The 18,332-nt window shown below is 61.8% G+C and carries 17 protein-coding genes; 6 read left to right on the forward strand and 11 right to left on the reverse strand.

Annotation, left to right across the window (positions count from 1 at the left end; all coding sequences use genetic code 11):
• Window positions 1-65: 65 nt before the first annotated feature.
• On the reverse strand, window positions 66-1,460 hold the full coding sequence (locus tag ACHMXB_RS17555; RefSeq protein ID WP_395400425.1) for a nitrate/nitrite transporter: 1,395 nt from the start codon (window positions 1,458-1,460) through the stop codon (window positions 66-68).
• A 534-nt stretch (window positions 1,461-1,994) separates the two neighbouring features.
• Here ACHMXB_RS17555 and ACHMXB_RS17560 point away from each other — a divergent pair.
• The 6 genes from ACHMXB_RS17560 to ACHMXB_RS17585 all read left to right on the forward strand — a co-directional run bounded on the left by ACHMXB_RS17560 (window position 1,995) and on the right by ACHMXB_RS17585 (window position 8,159).
• Complete coding sequence (locus ACHMXB_RS17560; protein WP_395400427.1) at window positions 1,995-3,203, forward strand: alpha/beta fold hydrolase; 1,209 nt, start codon at window positions 1,995-1,997, stop codon at window positions 3,201-3,203.
• A 180-nt stretch (window positions 3,204-3,383) separates the two neighbouring features.
• Complete coding sequence (locus ACHMXB_RS17565; RefSeq protein WP_395400429.1) at window positions 3,384-3,617, forward strand: hypothetical protein; 234 nt, start codon at window positions 3,384-3,386, stop codon at window positions 3,615-3,617.
• Window positions 3,618-3,631: 14 nt separating this feature from the next.
• Entirely contained in the window at window positions 3,632-4,615 is a 984-nt protein-coding gene (gene hemB / locus ACHMXB_RS17570; protein ID WP_395400431.1) for a porphobilinogen synthase, read from the forward strand.
• 55 nt (window positions 4,616-4,670) lie between these two features.
• Window positions 4,671-5,735, forward strand: a complete 1,065-nt coding sequence (locus ACHMXB_RS17575; RefSeq protein ID WP_395400433.1) for a zinc-binding dehydrogenase — start codon at window positions 4,671-4,673, stop codon at window positions 5,733-5,735.
• A 51-nt stretch (window positions 5,736-5,786) separates the two neighbouring features.
• Window positions 5,787-7,151 carry an MFS transporter gene (locus ACHMXB_RS17580; protein ID WP_395400435.1) on the forward strand — a complete coding sequence of 455 codons (1,365 nt, stop codon included), beginning with the start codon at window positions 5,787-5,789 and terminating at the stop codon, window positions 7,149-7,151.
• 510 nt (window positions 7,152-7,661) lie between these two features.
• On the forward strand, window positions 7,662-8,159 hold the full coding sequence (locus ACHMXB_RS17585) for a cyclase family protein (protein WP_395400437.1): 498 nt from the start codon (window positions 7,662-7,664) through the stop codon (window positions 8,157-8,159).
• A 237-nt stretch (window positions 8,160-8,396) separates the two neighbouring features.
• On the opposite strand, the gene ACHMXB_RS17590 is transcribed toward ACHMXB_RS17585, so the two are convergent.
• The 10 genes from ACHMXB_RS17590 to ACHMXB_RS17635 all read right to left on the reverse strand — a co-directional run bounded on the left by ACHMXB_RS17590 (window position 8,397) and on the right by ACHMXB_RS17635 (window position 18,050).
• Entirely contained in the window at window positions 8,397-9,446 is a 1,050-nt protein-coding gene (locus ACHMXB_RS17590; RefSeq protein ID WP_395400439.1) for a LacI family DNA-binding transcriptional regulator, read from the reverse strand.
• 88 nt (window positions 9,447-9,534) lie between these two features.
• A complete protein-coding gene (locus tag ACHMXB_RS17595) occupies window positions 9,535-10,092 on the reverse strand; it encodes a gamma carbonic anhydrase family protein (RefSeq protein WP_395400441.1) in 558 nt (185 codons plus the stop codon).
• Between the two features lie 45 nt (window positions 10,093-10,137).
• The gene (locus ACHMXB_RS17600) at window positions 10,138-11,100 is read right to left on the reverse strand and encodes a glycerate kinase (protein ID WP_395400443.1); all 963 of its coding nucleotides are present in this window, start codon (window positions 11,098-11,100) and stop codon (window positions 10,138-10,140) included.
• Window positions 11,097-12,314, reverse strand: a complete 1,218-nt coding sequence (locus ACHMXB_RS17605) for an acetyl-CoA C-acetyltransferase (protein ID WP_395400445.1) — start codon at window positions 12,312-12,314, stop codon at window positions 11,097-11,099. The genes ACHMXB_RS17600 and ACHMXB_RS17605 overlap by 4 nt, the downstream gene beginning before the upstream one ends.
• 16 nt (window positions 12,315-12,330) lie before the next feature.
• Window positions 12,331-13,002, reverse strand: coding sequence for a CoA transferase subunit B (locus ACHMXB_RS17610; RefSeq protein WP_395400447.1), 672 nt, complete (start codon window positions 13,000-13,002; stop codon window positions 12,331-12,333).
• Window positions 13,002-13,784 carry a CoA transferase subunit A gene (locus ACHMXB_RS17615; RefSeq protein ID WP_395400449.1) on the reverse strand — a complete coding sequence of 261 codons (783 nt, stop codon included), beginning with the start codon at window positions 13,782-13,784 and terminating at the stop codon, window positions 13,002-13,004. Before ACHMXB_RS17615 ends, ACHMXB_RS17610 begins: the two co-directional genes overlap by 1 nt.
• A 22-nt stretch (window positions 13,785-13,806) precedes the next feature.
• On the reverse strand, window positions 13,807-14,739 hold the full coding sequence (locus ACHMXB_RS17620; RefSeq protein ID WP_395400451.1) for a 3-keto-5-aminohexanoate cleavage protein: 933 nt from the start codon (window positions 14,737-14,739) through the stop codon (window positions 13,807-13,809).
• 24 nt (window positions 14,740-14,763) lie between these two features.
• On the reverse strand, window positions 14,764-15,528 hold the full coding sequence (locus ACHMXB_RS17625; RefSeq protein ID WP_395400453.1) for an SDR family oxidoreductase: 765 nt from the start codon (window positions 15,526-15,528) through the stop codon (window positions 14,764-14,766).
• Window positions 15,529-15,552: 24 nt separating this feature from the next.
• Complete coding sequence (locus ACHMXB_RS17630) at window positions 15,553-16,875, reverse strand: MFS transporter (protein WP_395400455.1); 1,323 nt, start codon at window positions 16,873-16,875, stop codon at window positions 15,553-15,555.
• A gap of 116 nt (window positions 16,876-16,991) precedes the next feature.
• Complete coding sequence (locus tag ACHMXB_RS17635) at window positions 16,992-18,050, reverse strand: LacI family DNA-binding transcriptional regulator (RefSeq protein WP_395400457.1); 1,059 nt, start codon at window positions 18,048-18,050, stop codon at window positions 16,992-16,994.
• Between the last annotated feature and the right edge of the window lie 282 nt (window positions 18,051-18,332).

Genomic DNA, 18,332 nt, shown 5'->3' on the forward strand with positions numbered 1-18,332 from the left:
TTATCTAACTCCTAATAGTTCAGTGCTCTTGATGATGTCTTATGCAATCACCTGCGGAACGTCCGTCAGGCGAGGGTATTTGCCGGGGCCTGGTTGCAGCTTTTGGGAGAAACGAGTGCCCGGTCTTTGGCTTTGAATCTGCCCACGGTTTCGCGGGTAAACAGGGCCAGGAGAACAGCGGCGAAAATGCATGCCCCACCCATCACGTAAAGGCTCCAGTTGTATCCTGCAGCGGAACTGAATCCGCCACCAGCTCCGATCAGGAAACCCAGGGCAAGCGGGGAAGCACCGCCCAAGTACATTGTGGTCAGCAGAATCGAGTTGGCAGTACCCATGCCACCCCTTTCGGCGGCATCAGCGACGAAACCGTAGAGCACGGGGAAAATTCCGTTGGTTGCCATGCCCAGGAACAGTTGAAGGCCTACGAGCCAGATGAGGCCCTGGGACGCATACTGCAGCATGAAGATGCCGGCCCCGAGCCAAACAAAGGTAAGGATCGAGGTGAACTTCCGCCCGAAAATGTCAGAGACATGACCCCACAGAATCTGCCCCACACCGCCGGTAATGGTGAAGACCGCGGAATAGGCAGCTGCCTCGGCAAAGCTGTAATTGCCGACGAAGGCGATGTATTGCGGGAGCCAGAAGCTGACACCCGTGTAAACGGCGATGCCAAGAAGGGCAGCAACCGAAGGCACGATGACATTCGGATTTCGCAGGGCACGCCCCAATGCGCCGGGTGCTGCCGGCTGGTGCGGCTCGTCGCCGTCACGGAGGGGCGCCGTGTAGCCGGCTGCTACGACATCTTCCTCGAACCGGTCGTAGCGCTTCTTGGTAGCGAACAACCAATAGCCAATCCAGATCGGCACCATTGAGAGCGGAATGATCAGGAACGTATCGCGCCAGTTCTCTGTCCCCACCCAGGTCAGGATGCCACCGACCGCGACGGAGGTGATCAGTGTTCCCCACGGGTATGCGGTGTGCTGGAGTCCAAGGAACAGTCCACGCTTCTCCACAGGAGCTGATTCAGACATGCTGGAGACTTCAATGGCTTCCCCGGCACCACCAAAAGCGTTCTTGACGCTCTGCAGGGTAACGAAGGCCCAGATCGACGATGTCACAGCGGCTATTCCGCCGAGGATCGTGAAGATGAAGTAGCCGACCGCCATGACAGCATTCCGGTACTTGCGCGCCCACCCGTGACCCCCCTTGTCGAACCAGGGACCTAGGGGGAGTGCCAGCAACGACGCGGAAACCGTCACGATTGCCGACACGATACCGGTCATCTCCGGAGTGAGGTGGTACTCCGTGACGATCGACGGAAGAACGAAAAACAAGAGCTGGCGGGTGCTGGCATTCAGGGCGTAGACCAACCAGAGAAATACGAGGGCATAAAGGGTGTAGCTGGGAATTCCTTTATACGTCCGCTGCGGAGCAACGCGAGGTGGCGAAGAACTGGACATCGGTAAGCCTCTTTCAGGAAATCAAGCAGGTGTCGGAGAGAACGAAGCCGTCAGATGAAACTGGGGCCCGTAAAGGAGGGGACACGTGCGCACATCGACGGAGCTGCGGGGCTCGGGCAGGCTTAGCGCACCAAACGGGTGGCGTAAGCAAGTGAGTCATCATTGCCTCTTTGATTTATGCACGCGGGCGGCCATCTGGCCGTGAGATGCGGGTCCTATCCGGTGAAGCGGCTGAGGGTACGCAGCCCCCGTCTCCCCAATGAAACGGAGTAGCCACCCAAGCAAGATGCGGTGCTTCTCCTCACAATGCTAGAACTTTGGATACGAAATTGGCAATAGCTCTGAAGTGAGCCCCTAAAATGAGCGAATAGGAGCCGTCGGGTTGCTTCGATCGTATCCAAACGGTATGGTTTGTGACGGGCAACACTCATCCTTGGGGTTGCACTCGCGTACCCTTCGGTCCCAGCCAGGTGATTCGAAGAGGCAGACGCGAAACACAAGAACTGAAACATCCGACGGGTCAATGGAGACATGATGACTGAAACGCTTTCCGGAAAATGGTGGGAGCTGCTGGCTGAGGAGCTGAACACCGATGCGCGGTGGTCAGAAGCCGCTAGGTGGTTCCAAGCCCGTATTGAATTCCGCCACGAAAGTGGTGCTGTCTCCCTCGATGTACGCGGCGGCAAGGTCGTAAGCGTGACGGACGAACCCTCGGCCAGAGGTGCTGACATCCTCCTCAGCGCTCCCCGTGCCGAATGGGATCGTGTTGTAAACGGTCAAACGGACTGGTACAGAGGAACCTCGCCGGGGCTTGGAGAAATCACCCTCGGGGGTGACACTGTGCTCGCCATGAGGAACATCAAGGTCATGTGGCTACTGTTGGAGGCCATGAAGCGGGTGCGCGAGGAAGCTTCCGCCCGTCCGGAGCCGTCTCCGGCACCGCGTCCGTCCGGCAAGGAAATCATCGGGCGATACATCGATGTCAACGGCATCCGCACCTACTATGAGGAGGCCGGCGAAGGCCGCCCAATCATCTGCTTCCACGCCGCGAGCCAGGACAGCCTGATGTACCGCCATGTGCTTGACGGCCTTTCCGATGAATACCGCGTCATTGCCGTGGACGCACCGGGCCACTGCAAGACCCTGGTCCCGGAAGGCGGCCCCTTCGAAAGCCTTACCCGTCACGCGGAGTTCAATGAAGCGCTCATTGACGCCCTGGGCTTGGACAAACCCGCCATTGTGGGCTGTTCCATGGCCGGAAATATGGTTCTCGAACTGGCTGCGCGCCGGCCCGACGGTTACTCCGCTGTCATATCTTCCGAAGGCGCCGACTACACCCCTACGGTGTCCGAGTTCTTCCTGGACATGCTCAAAGTTGACGGGCAGCAGATCCTCGAATGCTGGTCCCAATCCCTTACCGGTGATCGGACGCCGGCAGACCGGGCAGAGGAAGTTGTGTGGCAAATCCAGCGCAATACTGCCAAAGTCGCCGCTGCAGACCTTACCGGTTATGCGGGGTTCGACGTCCGGGACCCAATGCATAAGGTCACGGCGCCGGTTCTCCTTCTGGCCGGTGACGCCGACTGGCTGGTCTACCCCGATCAGGTCAATTCCACGCAATCGCACATTCAAGGGAGCGAAATCGCGGTGCTCGCCGGCACCGGACACTACCCGATGATCGAGAACCCATACGAGTACAACGAAGCCGTTCGGTCCTTCCTGCATAAGAACGACTACAAGTAGCGGACCGGTCCTGGGGCTGCGGGCGGAGGAGGCCGGCCCGCAGGCCCGCCGCCCGGTACCAGATCTACTTGAACGACGCCGATGGCGCTTCGGCACCCCCTCCCTAGCCTCCCAATATGGGCGCTTCAGTGCCCTCCACGAACTGTTCTGGATCATCATCCCCGGCGGAAAGGACACCGCATGAACGAATTCATCGAGAACTGGGCTGAATTCGAAACAGACAATAGCGTGCGCCTCTATCGCAAAGGTGCACTCGTGGCCGCCGGAATTGTGGACGGCGTGATGCCCGACGGTTCCGCCATCTGGCTGAATCAAGGCACGTTCTTCGGCCGGGCGCTGTTCCTGAAATCCGACGGCGCCAATGCTGTGCGCGTGACTCCGGAACATTCGCTGCCGGGTGAACCAATTTCATAGAGACAAGGATAGGCATGACGTTCCCGCAGACACGGCCCCGGCGCCTCCGTACCACAGAGACCATGAGGCGTCTTGTGGCCGAGCATCGGCTTTCGGCCTCAGATCTCATCCTTCCGGTGTTCACCCGCGAAGGCCTGACCGAGCCGACATCAATCGTTTCCATGCCGGGCGTCGTACAGCATACGGCGGACTCCCTGAAGCGGGCTGCCGCACAGGCTGCGGAACAGAAACTGGGCGGGATTATGCTCTTTGGCATCCCTTCGCAACGCGATCATGCTGGCTCGGCTGCAGTTGACCCGGAAGGTGTCCTTAACGCCGCCATCCGAGACGTCCGGGCTGAAGTGGGTGACGACCTGGTGGTGATGAGCGACCTCTGCCTGGACGAGTTCACCGATCACGGTCACTGCGGTGTACTCGACGGCAACGGATATGTTGACAACGACGCGACAACAGAGATTTACGGACGGATGGCCATCGCCCAGGCTGAGGCCGGAGCGCACGTGGTTGCGCCATCGGGAATGATGGACGGCGGCACCGCTGCCGTCCGTCAGGCGTTGGAGAGCGCAGGACATCCCAACACCGCCGTGATGGCCTACACGGCGAAATATGCCTCAGCTTTTTATGGCCCCTTCCGGGAGGCTGTCGATTCTCAGCTCACAGGCGACAGGAAAACGTACCAGATGGATCCCGGGAACCGCCGTGAAGCCCGGACGGTGGTCAAGCTGGCCGTCGAGGAAGGTGCCGACATCGTGATCGTCAAACCGGCAATGAGTTATCTGGACATTCTGGCCGACGTGGCTGCGGAAAGCCCCGTACCCGTCGCCGCGTACCAGATCTCGGGCGAGTACGCGATGATCGAAGCCGCAGCAGCCAACGGATGGATAGACCGCCGCGGCGCGGTGATGGAGTCTCTGCTCGGAATCAAACGCGCGGGTGCGGACATGATGCTCACCTACTGGGCAGCCGAAGTGGCGGGCTGGCTCGAAGAATCGAACTAACTTAATCGTTTAGGTTTTCTAGACGATTAAAGCGCAGATCTTGAAAGGAGAAGAGATGAAGATGAACGTAACCGTGCCCCCCGCGGTGACCGCCTCCCGACCCCGGCCTGCCCCGTCGATCATGGCCCTGACGAAGTCAAGCTCCACCCCCGAAGACGTCAGCGTGCTCCAACGCCCAGTTCCCGAACTGGCGACCGGAGAACTGCTGGTGCAGACCTTGGCGTGCGGGCTCTGCGGCAGCGACGTCCATGCCTGGCGACAGGACAACGGCTACGAATGGGTGCAGTCCCCGGTCACGCTCGGCCATGAGGCCGTCGGTAGGGTCATCGCATGCGGCCCCGGGGTGCCCGAGGAATGGATAAACCGCCGCGTCGTTCCCATCGCCATAGACGGATGCGGAAACTGTGACCTGTGCACGCCGGGGACGCGCCAGCTGTGCCGCAGCCGCAGCGTGCTCGGCCTTTCATTTGACGGCTGCGCGAGTGAGAAGTTTTCCATCCCCGTCCATCGGGCCGTCCCCGTTGACAGCGCCCTTCCCGCTGAAACTCTTGCACTCACCGAGCCGCTTTCAGTGGCTTTCCACGCCGTAACCCGCCTTGAGGAGTCCCTGGGCAAGACCTCCAGAGTTGTCATCAGCGGACCCGGTCCTATAGGGCTCATGTGCGCGCTGCTCCTGAAAGACCACGGACATAGCGTGACGCTGATAGGCGCTCCCCGCGACGAAGAACAGCGCCTTCCGCTCGCGCGCACACTCGGCCTGGAAACCCTGTTGGCCGGGCAACCCCTCCCCCCTAACATCGTTGGATGGCTGGAAGCCTCCGGTGCACCGCAGGCGTTGAAAACCGCGATCTCCGCGGTTCATCCCGGCGGCACCATCGTGATGGCAGGACTGTTCCCCTCCCTTCCCGCTGTTGACGTCAACGTCCTGGCCCGCAACGAAGTCCGGCTGCTCGGAAGCTACGGCTCAGTGGCACAGGACTATCGTGACGCGCTGGCTGCACTCGAAGCTGCCCCGGAAAGGTGGCGGACACTGATCACGACGATTCCGCTCTCTGAGGGCACGCGCGCACTGCAGACCGCAGCTGATGCAGGCGCCCTCAAAGTTGTCCTCCTTCCCTAAATCCTCAAATGACCTCATACCGAGGCGTCCCTCTATTCCAAGGAACAAACCATGTCCTCTTCACATGTGAAGGCATCCGGCAATACCGCCGGAACCCGGCCAAAGAACTCCATACGCAAGGTTGTATTCGCCAGCCTGATCGGCACCGCGATCGAATGGTATGACTTCTTTCTCTACGGATCAGCTGCTGCGCTCGTCTTCGGGCCCCTGTTCTTCCCGAGTGACGAACCGGCGACAGGTGTTCTCCTCGCTTTCGGCACATACGCCGTTGGTTTTGTCGCCCGCCCCGTCGGAGGCATCATCTTCGGCCATTACGGGGACAGGGTCAGCCGTAAGAAGATGCTGGTCATCAGCCTGCTGATGATGGGAGCGGCGACGTTCGCGATCGGCCTGCTGCCCACGTACGGCACCGTGGGCCTTGCCGCTCCTTTGCTGCTGGTCTTCTGCCGTCTCCTTCAGGGGTTCGCCGTGGGCGGCGAATGGGGTGGAGCCGTGCTCATGGCGGCCGAGCACGGAGATGACCGCCACCGCGGCTTCTGGTCCTCCTGGGTGCAGGCCGGCGTTCCGTTGGGTAACCTTCTTTCCGCCATCGTGCTCTGGATTCTGGCCGCCGTGCAGTCTGATGCAGACTTCAATTCCTGGGGTTGGCGGGTCCCATTCCTGTTGAGCGCAGCACTGGTCCTCACCGGCCTGTGGGTCCGGATGAGCATTGAAGAATCCCCCGTGTTTGCCGAAGCCAAGAAACTGCAGCAGGCGGCAGGAAAAACAAAGGCCCCGATCCTCGAAGTCCTGCGTAAATACCCCAAGGAAGTCGCAGTCGCCATGGGTATGCGGCTGGCCGAGAACATTGCCTACTACGTGTTTACGATCGTGGTCATCACCTACATGGTGACATACCAGGGCATGAGGAAGGACGCGGCTATCGCCGGTGTCCTGGTCGGCTCCGTTTGCCAGTTCGTACTTACTCCCCTGATCGGCGCCTTGTCAGACAAGGTTGGCCGCCGGCCTCTGTATCTGATTGGCGCAGCGGGCACCGGTCTCTGGGGCTTTGCGTTCTTTCCGTTGGTCGATACACGCAATGACGGGCTGATCATGGTGGCAATCGTGGTGGGCCTTGTCTGCACAACGCTGATGTATGCACCCCAAGCGGCTTTCTTCTCTGAACTCTTTGGCACCTCGGTTCGCTACAGCGGGGCCTCACTCGGCTACCAACTGGCCTCCGTTTTTGCCGGTGGACTGGCACCCCTGATCGCGGTTGCCCTGTTGGGCAGCGTTGACCAAAAGAACGCTCTGGGAGTGAGTATCTACCTTGCCATTGCCGCTGCGATCACGTTCATCGCCGCCCTCGTCGCACGGGAAACGTCCGGTTCTTCGCTCCGGCATGACCGGGTGACCCAGCAGGAACCCGCCAACTGACCCACTGTTCGGCGTCTCCGGCGCATCGCACCCCTGCGGAGGGGGCCCTGGATTGCTCCAGGGCGCCCCTCCGCAAAAATCGTAGGAGAAGGAAATGCCGCAGATACCTGTACCGCACATGTCCGAACTGCTGGAGGGCTCGCCAACAAACTGGGGAAAGCGGGGCCCGGATGACGAAGCGGGCGGACTTAACTACCTGGACGAGAATCAGGTACTGAGAGGCACCCAGGAAATCAGGTCGGGGAAGACCTTTACGCTCCAAGTGCAGATCGGCCATCCGCACGGCGACCCGGCGTACCCAGGTCTGCGCAAGCCAGCCGCCCGCGTCAACACTATGGATCGGGGACACTACCTCAACGGCACCGGACTAAGCTTCCCGGGGGGCTTGAACTGGCCGACGACATGATCACAATGTACCTTCAGGGTTCCAGCCAGTACGACGCGCTGGGACACCTGTGGTAGGGCGACGAAATCCATAACGGCTACCCCGCCGAATCAACCACCGGAGGCATGAAGAAAGCCAGCATCCTGCCCATGGCCGAAAAGGGTATCGCCGGAAGGGGAATCCTCTTGGACGTTGCCCGGCACAGGGGCAAGGAGTGGCTCGACAAAGGCGAGACCTTCACTCACGAAGATCTCATGGACACCGCCGTGAGCCAGGGTTGCGAGATCCGCCCGCGGGACATCCTCCTAGTGCGGACCGGGTGCCTCGAGTACTTCTACGCGACGCCCAGGGAGGAGTTCTACGAGGGATTTAAGGAGCCGGGACTCACCTACAGCCGGGAGTTGGTCGAGTGGTTCCAAGAGATGGAGATTCCGAACCTGGTCACGGACACCATCGCTAATGAGGTCACGATCCACCCGGAATCCGGCGTCGCGCTACCACTGCACAATGCGCTGATGCGGAATCTGGGAGTTACCTTCGCCGAAATCATCAACCTCGCCACACTCGCTGCAGACTGCGCCGAGGACCGGCAATACACGTTCCTTACACTGCGGCACCCGTGATGGTTGTCAATGGCACCGGCGCTCCAGTCAGTCCCTTGGTTGTGAAGTAGGAAGCCCCAGGCCAGGAATAAAGGCGGGTCGCCCGATATCCGGGCGGGCCCTCCGTATTGGACGTCCGTTCCGGTGCGGGTGGCTGGCTGACGTAAACGATTAGGTCAAGGTCTATGCTGCAAACGGCATTTGGCATTTGGTAAGGCTTCGGAGCACTTCGGTTTGGGTCGCAGGTGGTCGTGCTTGTCAGCGGCTACGTGTTGTAGCCCTGATCTTCACCGTGTGGGGGAGTACTTCCTGGACTGGGGGCGCGTTCCAGCCGCTGATCCTTTGGTGCAGCAGTTCGAAGCCCCGGCGTCCCATCAGCGCGCGCGGAACTTCAACCGAAGTCAGCTGCAGAAGGCCGGCACTGGAAAAACTCAGGTCATCGAAACCGGCCACAGACACCTCATCAGGAACCCGCTTGCCCAGTTTCTGACAAACATCAAGGACGCCGAGTGCGATCAGGTCGTTGCCACAAAGGATGCCGGCGACGTTCGGGTGCGCCTTGAATAACTTCGTGGCGCGCAATGCCCCGGATTCCCGTGTCAGGGCTCCCCATACAGCGCCAGAATTCACGACCTGGGCTCCGGCGGATACTGCGCCTTCTCGGAAGCCTTTGACCCGGTCCCGCGAAACGCTGGACACCTCAGGGCCTCCGAGAACAGCTATCCGGCCGTCTCCGGACCGGCTGACGTATTCACCGAGTTCTCTGGCGGCGCCGAGGTTGTCGACCACGACTGAATCAGCGGGAACGCCTTCGAGAAAGCGGTGGAGTTGCACGAAGGGAACGCCTCCACTGAGCAGACGTTCGAGGAGTTCGCGGTCACGAGCGGCAACGGAGGTGAACAGAAGCCCTGCGGAGTTGCGGTCCAACTGCGCGCTGGCCGCATCGGTTTGGCGTTCACCATCGACTCCGACGTGGGACACAAATACCTCAAAGTCCTCATGGGATGCGGCCGCGATAACGCCGCTCGCCAGATCCGCATAAAACGGGTCGGCGATGTCGGCCAACAGCAGGCCGATGGCGTCGGTCTTTCCCCTGCGCAATTGTTGGGCGACCTTATTCGGTCGGTACCCCAGCTCCCGAGCGGCTTGAAGGACCCGCTCCCGTAGCGCTGCACTCACCTCAGCGCTACCGGTCAGGGCGTAGGACACGGACGCCGTGGAAACGCCCACGCGTGCCGCGACGTCACCGATGGTCACCCGCGACGTCGCAGTGCGCTTTCTACTGCGGCTTCGGCTTCCATCGGTCACAGCGGCATCTTAGACGTTTAAGCTGGGTGCGGCGAAGCTCGCGGCAGAGCGCGTCCTAATCTTGTGTTCGTTCCACGGCGTCTTTCGTTTAAGCTCGGGCAGTGTTTGTCTTTGAGGCAAGGACCTGCATTTCCGCACCGTGGTACATCTTGGTGAGCTCGGTGTAGCTGGCTGCGTTCTGGCTGCAGTGCTCGATTTCCTCGGTCGTTAGCTGGCGGCGCACCTTTCCGGGAACCCCTGCTACGAGTGAGCCTGGGGGTATCAACGTGCCCTCCAGGACGAGCGCTTGAGCTGCAATCAGGGAGCCGGCGCCGATGACGGCGCCATTCAGCACGGTCGCGTTCATGCCGACGAGAACACCGTCACCGATGGTGCAGCCGTGCAGCACGGCTCCGTGTCCGACGCTGACATTTTTGCCGATCTGTGCCGGGTGGCCCGGGTCGGCGTGTACAACTGCGTTGTCTTGGACGTTGCTGCCCGCACCGATGGTGATGACCTCCATGTCGGCCCGCACGACGGCGCCGTAAAAGATGCCGGTGCCGGCCGCTATGGTTGCTGAGCCGATGACTGTGGCCGTTGGAGCTACCCATGCTTCGCTGGAGACTGAGGGTTTGCGGCCGTCGAGGGCGTAGATGTTGGAGAGCATGAGGTCCTATTGCGTGGGGGGAGGAACGGAGCGCCATGTGCGTCGTCATCGTTTCCGGGCTGCGATCTGGGCTCCTGCGGCGGTCATCGCTGGCCCGTCGGTGGCGGTGATGATGTCGGCGAAGTTGCTGGCGTACCTCCCCAGGTCTTCGTGTATTGACCCCACCACCGCGTAGACAGGTACGCCGCGGCTGCGGGCGAGTATCGCCGAAATGATTTTGCCTTGGCCGGTTTGGGAGTCGAGACGGCCTTCGCCGACGATGACGGCTTCACTGGCGGCGATGTGCGCTTCCGCGCCCAGGAGGTCGAGAATGTAGTCCGCGCCGGAGACCAGAGATGCGTCGTGTTGAGCCCACATGCCGCCGGCGAAACCGCCGGCGGCCCCGCCCCGGTCGACGTTCCGGGGGTCACGTCTAAGGGTTTCGGCGAATCGCTCCAGCCGCTGTGTGAGGAGCTGGACGGTGGCCGGGTCGGCTCCTTTTTGGGGTCCGAAGACTTGGGCCGCGTCGGAGAATCTGGTGCTGACATCGGACAGGATGACCAGTTGTGCTCCGTGAAGTCCGCCTGCTTCCTCGATGGCAGTGATGGCTCCGGCACCGCCGTCGGTGGTTGCTGACCCGCCGGCGGCAACAAGAATTTGTCGGGCTCCGTGCCGGACTGCTTCAGCGATCAGGACGCCCGTGCCATAGGTGCTCGCTGTCAGGGGATCTCTTATCTGTGTGGTGGGCATGTTCAGGCCGCTCGCTGAGGCCAGTTCCACGATGGCTGTCCCGTCCTGGGTCAGACCGATGACCGCGGTGGTTTCGTCGCCCCAGGGACCGACGGTGCTGACGGTGAGCGGTTGGGCCTGCAGTCCTTGGAAGATGACGTCGAAGGTTCCCTCGCCGCCGTCCGCGACGGGCATCTCTCGGGCTGTTCCGCCGGCGGACCGTATCCCGTTCGCGATGTGGGCGGCGACCTGCGCTGCTGTGTAGGTGCCCTTGAAACTGTCGGGCGCGACCAGGATCATGCGGTTCGGTCCGGCGCGTACAGGACCATGGCGTCGCCCTGTCCGCCTCCGCCACACAGGGCTGCGACTCCCCGGCCTGTTCCGCGGCGGCCCAGTTCCAGGGCCGTGTGCAGGACCAAGCGGGCCCCGGATGCGCCGATGGGATGTCCCAGGGCGATTGCACCGCCGTTGGCGTTGATCTTCGCGGCGGGAATGCCGAGGGCCGCGGCGCTGGCGAGTGCGACAAGGGCGAAGGCTTCATTGATTTCGATGAGATCGAAGTCGGATGCTGTCAGTCCTGTCTTGGCGGCGGCCTGTTCGATGGCCCGCGCCGGTTGGTGCTGGAGGGTTGAGTCGGGTCCGGCAACGGATGCATAGGAGCCGATCTCGGCCAGCCAGGGCAGGCCAAGTTTTTCAGCCCGGTCGCGGCTCATGAGGATCAGGGCGGCGGCTCCATCCGAGATCGGCGAGGCGGTGGCAGCTGTGATGGTGCCGTCCGGTCCGAAGGCGGGGCGGAGTCCGGCCAGAGATTCGGCGGTGGTGTCGGTCCGCACCGATTCGTCGGCGGTGACGGTGAGCACCTGACCCCTGCGCAGCGGTACCTGGACGGGGACGATTTCCTGGTCGAAGGTCCCGTTTTTCTGTGCAAGGGCGGCCCGCTGGTGGCTGCGCGCGGCGTATTCGTCCTGCTGGTGGCGGGTGAATGCTTCCGGGCCTTGATTTGCGCTGTCGGTCAGGGCGCCCATGGACTGGTTGGTGAAGTAGTCCCAGAGCCCGTCGTGGTTCATGGAGTCCACGGCGGTGAAGTCCCCGTACCGGGTGCCTGTGCGCGAGGCGGGCAGCAGGTGCGGGGCCTGGGACATGGATTCCATTCCACCGGCAATGACCACCTGCGCGTCGCCGGAGCGGATGAGCCGGTCGGCATCTGCGATCGCGGCCATGCCCGAGAGGCAGACCTTGCTCACGTTCGTTGCCGGGACGTTCATGTCCAGGCCTGCCAGGGTGGCTGCTTGCCGTGCGGGGATCTGTCCTGCTCCGGCGGTGAGGACCTGTCCCATGACGACGTGATCGACAATGTCTGCCGGGATGTGGCAGCGGTCGAGAGCCGCCCGGATGGCTGCGGCGCCGAGCTCGGCAGCGGTCAGGGTAGATAACGAGCCGAGGAATTTGCCGAACGGTGTGCGGGCGCCTCCGATGATGACTGTTTTGTTGCGCGGGTCTGGTGCGGGGGTCATGGTGGTTTGTTCCTGTTCAGATGGCGGGTTCGGCCAGGTGGCTGTCGACGGTGAAGTCGGCCTCCGTGGCGGCACGAATGTCCTCTACGGTGACGCCCGGTGCCAGTTCCCGCAGCAGGAGGCCCTTGCCCGGTTCGACGTCCATGACAGCCAGGTCGGTGATGATCCTGTTGACCACTCCCCGTCCGGTGTACGGCAGGGAGCATTCCCGGACGATCTTGGGGCTTCCGTCTTTGGCGGTGTGTTCCATGAGGACGATGATCATGCGGGCGCCGTGGACGAGGTCCATCGCGCCGCCCATACCCTTGATCATTTTTCCGGGGATGGCCCAGTTGGCCAGGTCACCGGAAGCTGAGACCTGCATCGCGCCGAGGATGGCGGCGTCGATTTTGCCGCCGCGGATCATGCCGAAGCTGAGTGCGGAGTCAAAGGTTGACGCTCCCTTGCGAAGGGTCACTGTCTCTTTTCCCGCGTTGATCAGGTCCGGGTCGACCTGCTGGTCGTTGGGGTAGGGGCCGAGGCCCAGGAGGCCGTTTTCGGACTGCAGGGTGATTTCGACGTCGTCGGGGACGTGGTTGGGGACGAGCGTCGGAAGTCCGATGCCGAGGTTGACGTAGCTTCCGTCCTGCAGTTCCTGGGCGGCCCGGGCGGCCATTTCATCCCGGCTCCAGCCTTTGCCTGTGATCATCAGTTTCCCTCTGTTTCGGTGCTCGTGGTTCGTTTTTCTATCCGCTTTGCCGCTGTTTCCTCGGGGGACAGGACGACGACCCGGTGTACATAGACTCCAGGAAGGTGGATTTCGTCCGGTTCCAGTTCGCCGGGTTCGACCAGTTCTTCAACTTCGGCGATCGTGATCTTTCCGGCCATGGCGCACAGGGGATTGAAGTTGCGGGCGGCGCTGTGAAATTTGAGGTTGCCGTACCGGTCCGCTTTCGCCGCCCTGACGAGCGCGTAGTCGGCGGCCAGGGCGTGTTCAAGCACGTACTGGCCGGGCCGGCCGTCAATAGTGAATTCCGCGGTGGGTTTGGCCGGCGAGGCGATGGCCACGGTGCCGTCGCCGGCGTATTTCCAGGGCAGTCCGCCGTCGGCGACCTGGGTGCCGACCCCGGTGGCCGTGTAGAACGCCGGGATGCCTGACCCTCCGGCGCGCAGGCGCTCGGCGAGCGTGCCTTGCGGGGTGAGTTCAACCTCCAGCTCACCGGCGAGGTATTGGCGGGCGAACTCGCGGTTTTCGCCTACGTAGGAGGCGACCACCCTGCGGACGCGGCGGTCGGCGAGCAGCACACCGAGGCCCCAGTCATCCACCCCGCAGTTGTTGGAGATGAGCTCGAGATCGCTTGTTCCTTGCTCTCTGAGGGCGGTGATGAGCGCTGCCGGTATTCCGCAGAGCCCGAAACCTCCCACGGCCAGGGATGCTCCGTTGGGAATATCGGCGACGGCTTCGCTGGCGGAGGTGTATGTCTTATCCACGTTGATTGTCCTTTTGCTCCGGTCAGAAGCCGACGTTGTCTTTGCCCTTGAGGCCGAGCATTTGCCGGGCTTCATCGGGGGTCGCGATCTCGAAATTGAGCGCTTCCAGGATGGTGCGGATGCGGGTGACCTGCTCGGCGTTTGAGCTTGCGAGCTTGCCGGGTCCGATCCAGAGTGAGTCTTCGAGCCCGACTCGGACGTGGGAGCCCATGGCGGCGCCGATGGTGGCAAGTGGCATCTGGTTTTTGCCCGCGCCCAGGATGGACCATTCATAGTCCTGCCCCAGGAGCCGGTCAGCCGTGCGCCGCATGTGCATCAGGTCTTCGGGGTGGCCGCCGATGCCGCCGAGCAGGCCGAAGACTGATTGAACAAACAACGGTCCTTTGGCCAGTCCGCGGGAATGGAAGTGCGCGAGGTTGTTCAGGTGGGAGATGTCGTAGCATTCAAATTCGAAGCGTGTCCCGTTGGCGTTGCCGATTTCCAGAATGGTTTCGATGTCCTGGAAGGTGTTCTTGAAAACCAGGTCGCGGCTTCGTTCCAGTCCTTCGCGTTCCCATTCGTGGGCGAAATCCTTGAACCGGTCCAGCATCGGGTAGAGCCCGAAGTTCATCGATCCCATGTTCAAAGACGCCAGCTCGGGCTTGAACAGGGCGGCGGGTTGCATGCGTTCTTCGACGCTCATGTGGGGCGATCCGCCGGTCGTGATATTGATGACCGCGTTCGTGTTCCGCTTGAGCTTGTCCAGGATGGGTTCGAAGTGCTCAGGTTTCTGGGAGGGCCGGCCGTCGCGCGGATCGCGGGCGTGCATGTGCACGATGGCTGCCCCTGCTTCGGCTGCCCCAATCGCGGCGTCGGCGATTTCCTCCGATGAGACCGGAAGGTATTTGGACATGGAGGGCGTGTGGATGGCGCCGGTCACGGCGCTGGTGATGATGACCTTGCGTGCTGTTGCCACGAGAGGATCCCTTCGTCGGGCGTTTTAGTAGAGTTTTTCGGTGTTCCCGTCGACGGCCAGTGCCTGGCCGTTGACGTTGCGGGCCATGTCGCTGGCGGCGAAGGCGGCCATGTTGGCGATGTCTTCGGCTTCGATCAGCCGGCCCAGCGACGACTGGTTGTGGTAGAGCTCCGAGACCTTCTCGACCGGTTCGCCGAGCATTTCGGCTTTGGCGGTGATGACGGCGTCGATTCGGGGTCCGTTCACGGCGCCGGGGCAGATGGCGTTGACGCGGATGCCGTCGGTGCCGAGTTCGATGGCGAGGGTCTTGGTCAGTCCGATGACGGCCCACTTGGAGGCGGAGTAGGCGCTGCGTCCGGCCATGCCCAGGCGGCCGGCGGCGGAGGAGAGGTTGATGATGGAGGCCTCAGGAGCGCTGCGCAGCAGCGGGAGGGCATGTTTAATGCAGTAGAACTGGCCGTGGATGTTGACGTCGAACGTCGCCTTCCATGCATCACTGTCGAGGGTCTGAATGGGGCTTGTCGGTCCTGCTATTCCGGCGTTGTTCACGAGGATGTCGAGTCCGCCGAGTTCGTCACGGACTGTTGACATGAGTTCTTGGACCTGGGCCTCGTCAGAGACGTCGCTGACGGCGGCGTGGAAGCCCTCCACGCGTGCCTTCTCGACGGCGTCCGGGTTGATGTCGGTCACGAACACTGCTGCGCCGAGTGTTTTGAATTTGGTGGCGATAGCCAGTCCGATGCCGTTGGCGCCGGCCGTGACCAGGACTCGTTTGGTGCTGAAATCCATGGTGCTTCCTTACGTTGCTGGGTGTCAGTGGGCGGCCGGGGCGCCGTGGGGCTTTTCCGTGCCGCGCTTGAGCATGAGCGACAACAGGGCGCCGATCGCGCACATGCCGACGATGAACCACAGGCCTGAGAGTTTGGATCCGGTGATGTCCTGCATAAGTCCCATGACGTAGGGTCCGAGGAAGCCGCCGCAGAGGCCGATGGTGTTGACGAAGGCGATGCCGCCGGCGAGGGCGGAGCCGGTGAGCCGCGTGGCCGGGTAGGTGAAGAGGATCGGCTGCAGGGCGAAGAAATTGAAGGCCGCGAGGCAGAAGCCGATCATGCCGAGCACAGGCCCGCCGATGGCCCCGAGTGCAAAGCCTGCGATGATGCCGACCATCGTTCCGGTGACCAGCAGGCGTGAGCGGCGGCCGTTAGTGGCGAAGCGGGGGACCAGCAGTGCGCCGGCTGCGGAGAAGATCCACGGGATGGCTGTCAGAAGGCCGATTTGGAGCGGGTTGAGCTTCCCGTAAGTGCCGATGATGGAGGGCAGGAAGTAGGAGAGCGCATAGACAGCGATCTGGTGCGTGAAATAGACCCCGACCACGAGCAGGATCTGCTTGTCCTTCAGGACGTCGCGGAGTCGGTGGTTCCCCGAAGCGTCGGCTCCTGCTTTTTCTTCAGCGGCAATCCGGGCCTCGAGGTCCTCGGCCTCGGCGGGGCTGAGGAAGGTTGCCTTGGTGGGCCGGTCGGGAAGTTTCTTCCAGACGACCCAGGCGAGGATACATGCCGGCACGCCTTCGATGATGAACATCCACTGCCAGCCGTGCAGTCCGGCGAATCCGTCGAAGCTGGTCAGCAGCAGTCCACCGAGCGGGGCACCGACGATGTTCGCGATGGAGACGCCGAGCAGGAACATGCCATTGGCTTTGGCCCGGTCCTTGACCACAAACCATTGGGTGAGGAAGTACATGACGCCCGGGAAGAGTCCTGCCTCGGCGACGCCGAGGAGCATCCGCATGATGTAGAAGGACCATTCGCCCTGCACGAAGGCCATGCAGGCGGAGATGGTGCCCCAGGTGATCATGATCCTCATGATCCAGAAACGGGCGCCGACCTTGTGCATGATCAGGTTGGAGGGGATTTCCGAGAGCGCGTAGGTGAGGAAGAACAGACCAGCGCCGATGCCGTACGCCGTGGCTGAAATTCCCAGGTCAATCTCCAACCTGTCTTTGGCCATTCCGATGTTGGTTCGGTCCAGGAAGGCCATGATGTAGGCGGCGATAAGCAGCGGCATGATTTTGCGGAGAATGACGCCGTTAATCTCCCTAGGAGTACGCATCGTCATCGATGTTGATAAGGCTGACATGGGTATTCGTCCTTGAATAGTGGGGCCCACCGGGGTGGGGGATAGGCGTTTTTGGGCGTGGGGGGATCGAGGCGGCAGCGCTGGGAGCCGCTGGGGGATAGATGTAGAAGAGGGTGTCAGGACGGCGGTGCGTTACAGCCGCATGTCCTCCCGATATGCAAACGGTGCGGGCAGATCAACGAGTTGTAGGTGTTGGATGGGGATTCGACCCGGCGAAGCAACATGGCAAACGCCTCGTGGGCCATTTCCTGCTGGGGCTGAACAATGCTGGTCAGGTTGATCAAACCCGAGCGGCTGTGCGGAAGCCCATCGCAACCGGCCACGGCCACGTCCTCCGGAATTCGGAGACCCTGTGCCAGCGCATATTCCATGACGCCGATGGCCAGTTCGTCACTGCCGCAAACAACAGCGCGGGGTGCTCGTCGCGAGGAAAAGAGCCGTTCAGCAGCCAGGCGTCCGCCTTCGTTGTTCACCCGCGTACTGATTTTCCAGTCGCCGCTGATCGTGATGCCCGCCGCTGCCGCGGTGCGAACAAAAGCCTGCTCGCGGGCCAGGGACGCAGTGGAAAACCGGGGACCGATCACAGTAGCGATCTCAGTAAAACCGTGGCCGATCATGTGCTCCATCAACAACGAGGCAGCGGCGTCGTCATCAATACCCACAAAATCGCCCTGAAGGAAATCAGCCCTTCTCGACAAGCACACATAGGGGATCCGTGCAGCACGCAACGTGCGCAGCGCCGTCGCGTCCTCCCGTAGTGCGGCGGCCAAAATAACGCCGTCCACGTTCCGGTTTGCCAAGGTCGCTGTCACTTGCGCCAACGTCTCCGGATTATCCTGCGTCGTGGCAACAAAGACTTCATATCCGGATGCGGCCGCAGCAGTAATGATGCCCTGCGCCCAGCGCGGAAACATGGGATTGATGATGTTAGGCAGTATCAGTCCCACGACACGGGTCCGCAGGGGATCCGTGGACGAAGACGCCTTACGAGGCCTGAACCCAAGCTCGTTAGCAATGCCTATGATGTGACGCCGCGTTTCAACCGAAACGCCGCCTTTGCCATTCAATACATAAGACACCGTGGCGGGCGAAACACCAGCCGCACGTGCAACGGCTGCAGCAGAAACAGGAGACGGGCGCAAACCCACGGTTCCGTTTACACGATGTTCGCCCACGAACCTGCCTCCTGCCTTTGACCGAGTACCTATGTGACTTCAATTACAGTAGGAGTGCTCCCCTTCGTTAAGCAACGTTAAGTAAAAGGGTGGGGCCCGGGGGCGAATATGTGGTTCGGGCAACGAAACGAGGCAAGTCTGGTTTCGCTCGCTGACGGACGCCGATTTTTGATGTCCGACGCCAGCCGCAGGGGGTGTGCAGGGTGCGTAGATGGCAGGCGACGAACGCATCAGTGAACTCAGCCGAGCAGACACTGAGTTGCAGGAGGAAGATCGTTATCT

It is taken from the genome of Arthrobacter sp. UC242_113 (genome assembly GCF_044054585.1).
Classification (GTDB): domain Bacteria; phylum Actinomycetota; class Actinomycetes; order Actinomycetales; family Micrococcaceae; genus Arthrobacter.

Bases quoted from the DNA above. Each gene is read 5' to 3' on its own strand.
- ACHMXB_RS17555 (WP_395400425.1), bottom strand. From the start codon at position 1,460: ATGTCCAGTTCTTCGCCACCTCGCGTTGCTCCGCAGCGGACGTATAAA.
- ACHMXB_RS17560 (WP_395400427.1), top strand. From the start codon at position 1,995: ATGACTGAAACGCTTTCCGGAAAATGGTGGGAGCTGCTGGCTGAGGAG.
- ACHMXB_RS17565 (WP_395400429.1), top strand. From the start codon at position 3,384: ATGAACGAATTCATCGAGAACTGGGCTGAATTCGAAACAGACAATAGC.
- hemB (WP_395400431.1), top strand. From the start codon at position 3,632: ATGACGTTCCCGCAGACACGGCCCCGGCGCCTCCGTACCACAGAGACC.
- ACHMXB_RS17575 (WP_395400433.1), top strand. From the start codon at position 4,671: ATGAAGATGAACGTAACCGTGCCCCCCGCGGTGACCGCCTCCCGACCC.
- ACHMXB_RS17580 (WP_395400435.1), top strand. From the start codon at position 5,787: ATGTCCTCTTCACATGTGAAGGCATCCGGCAATACCGCCGGAACCCGG.
- ACHMXB_RS17585 (WP_395400437.1), top strand. From the start codon at position 7,662: ATGAAGAAAGCCAGCATCCTGCCCATGGCCGAAAAGGGTATCGCCGGA.
- ACHMXB_RS17595 (WP_395400441.1), bottom strand. From the start codon at position 10,092: ATGCTCTCCAACATCTACGCCCTCGACGGCCGCAAACCCTCAGTCTCC.
- ACHMXB_RS17600 (WP_395400443.1), bottom strand. From the start codon at position 11,100: ATGATCCTGGTCGCGCCCGACAGTTTCAAGGGCACCTACACAGCAGCG.
- ACHMXB_RS17605 (WP_395400445.1), bottom strand. From the start codon at position 12,314: ATGACCCCCGCACCAGACCCGCGCAACAAAACAGTCATCATCGGAGGC.
- ACHMXB_RS17610 (WP_395400447.1), bottom strand. From the start codon at position 13,002: ATGATCACAGGCAAAGGCTGGAGCCGGGATGAAATGGCCGCCCGGGCC.
- ACHMXB_RS17625 (WP_395400453.1), bottom strand. From the start codon at position 15,528: ATGGATTTCAGCACCAAACGAGTCCTGGTCACGGCCGGCGCCAACGGC.
- ACHMXB_RS17630 (WP_395400455.1), bottom strand. From the start codon at position 16,875: ATGTCAGCCTTATCAACATCGATGACGATGCGTACTCCTAGGGAGATT.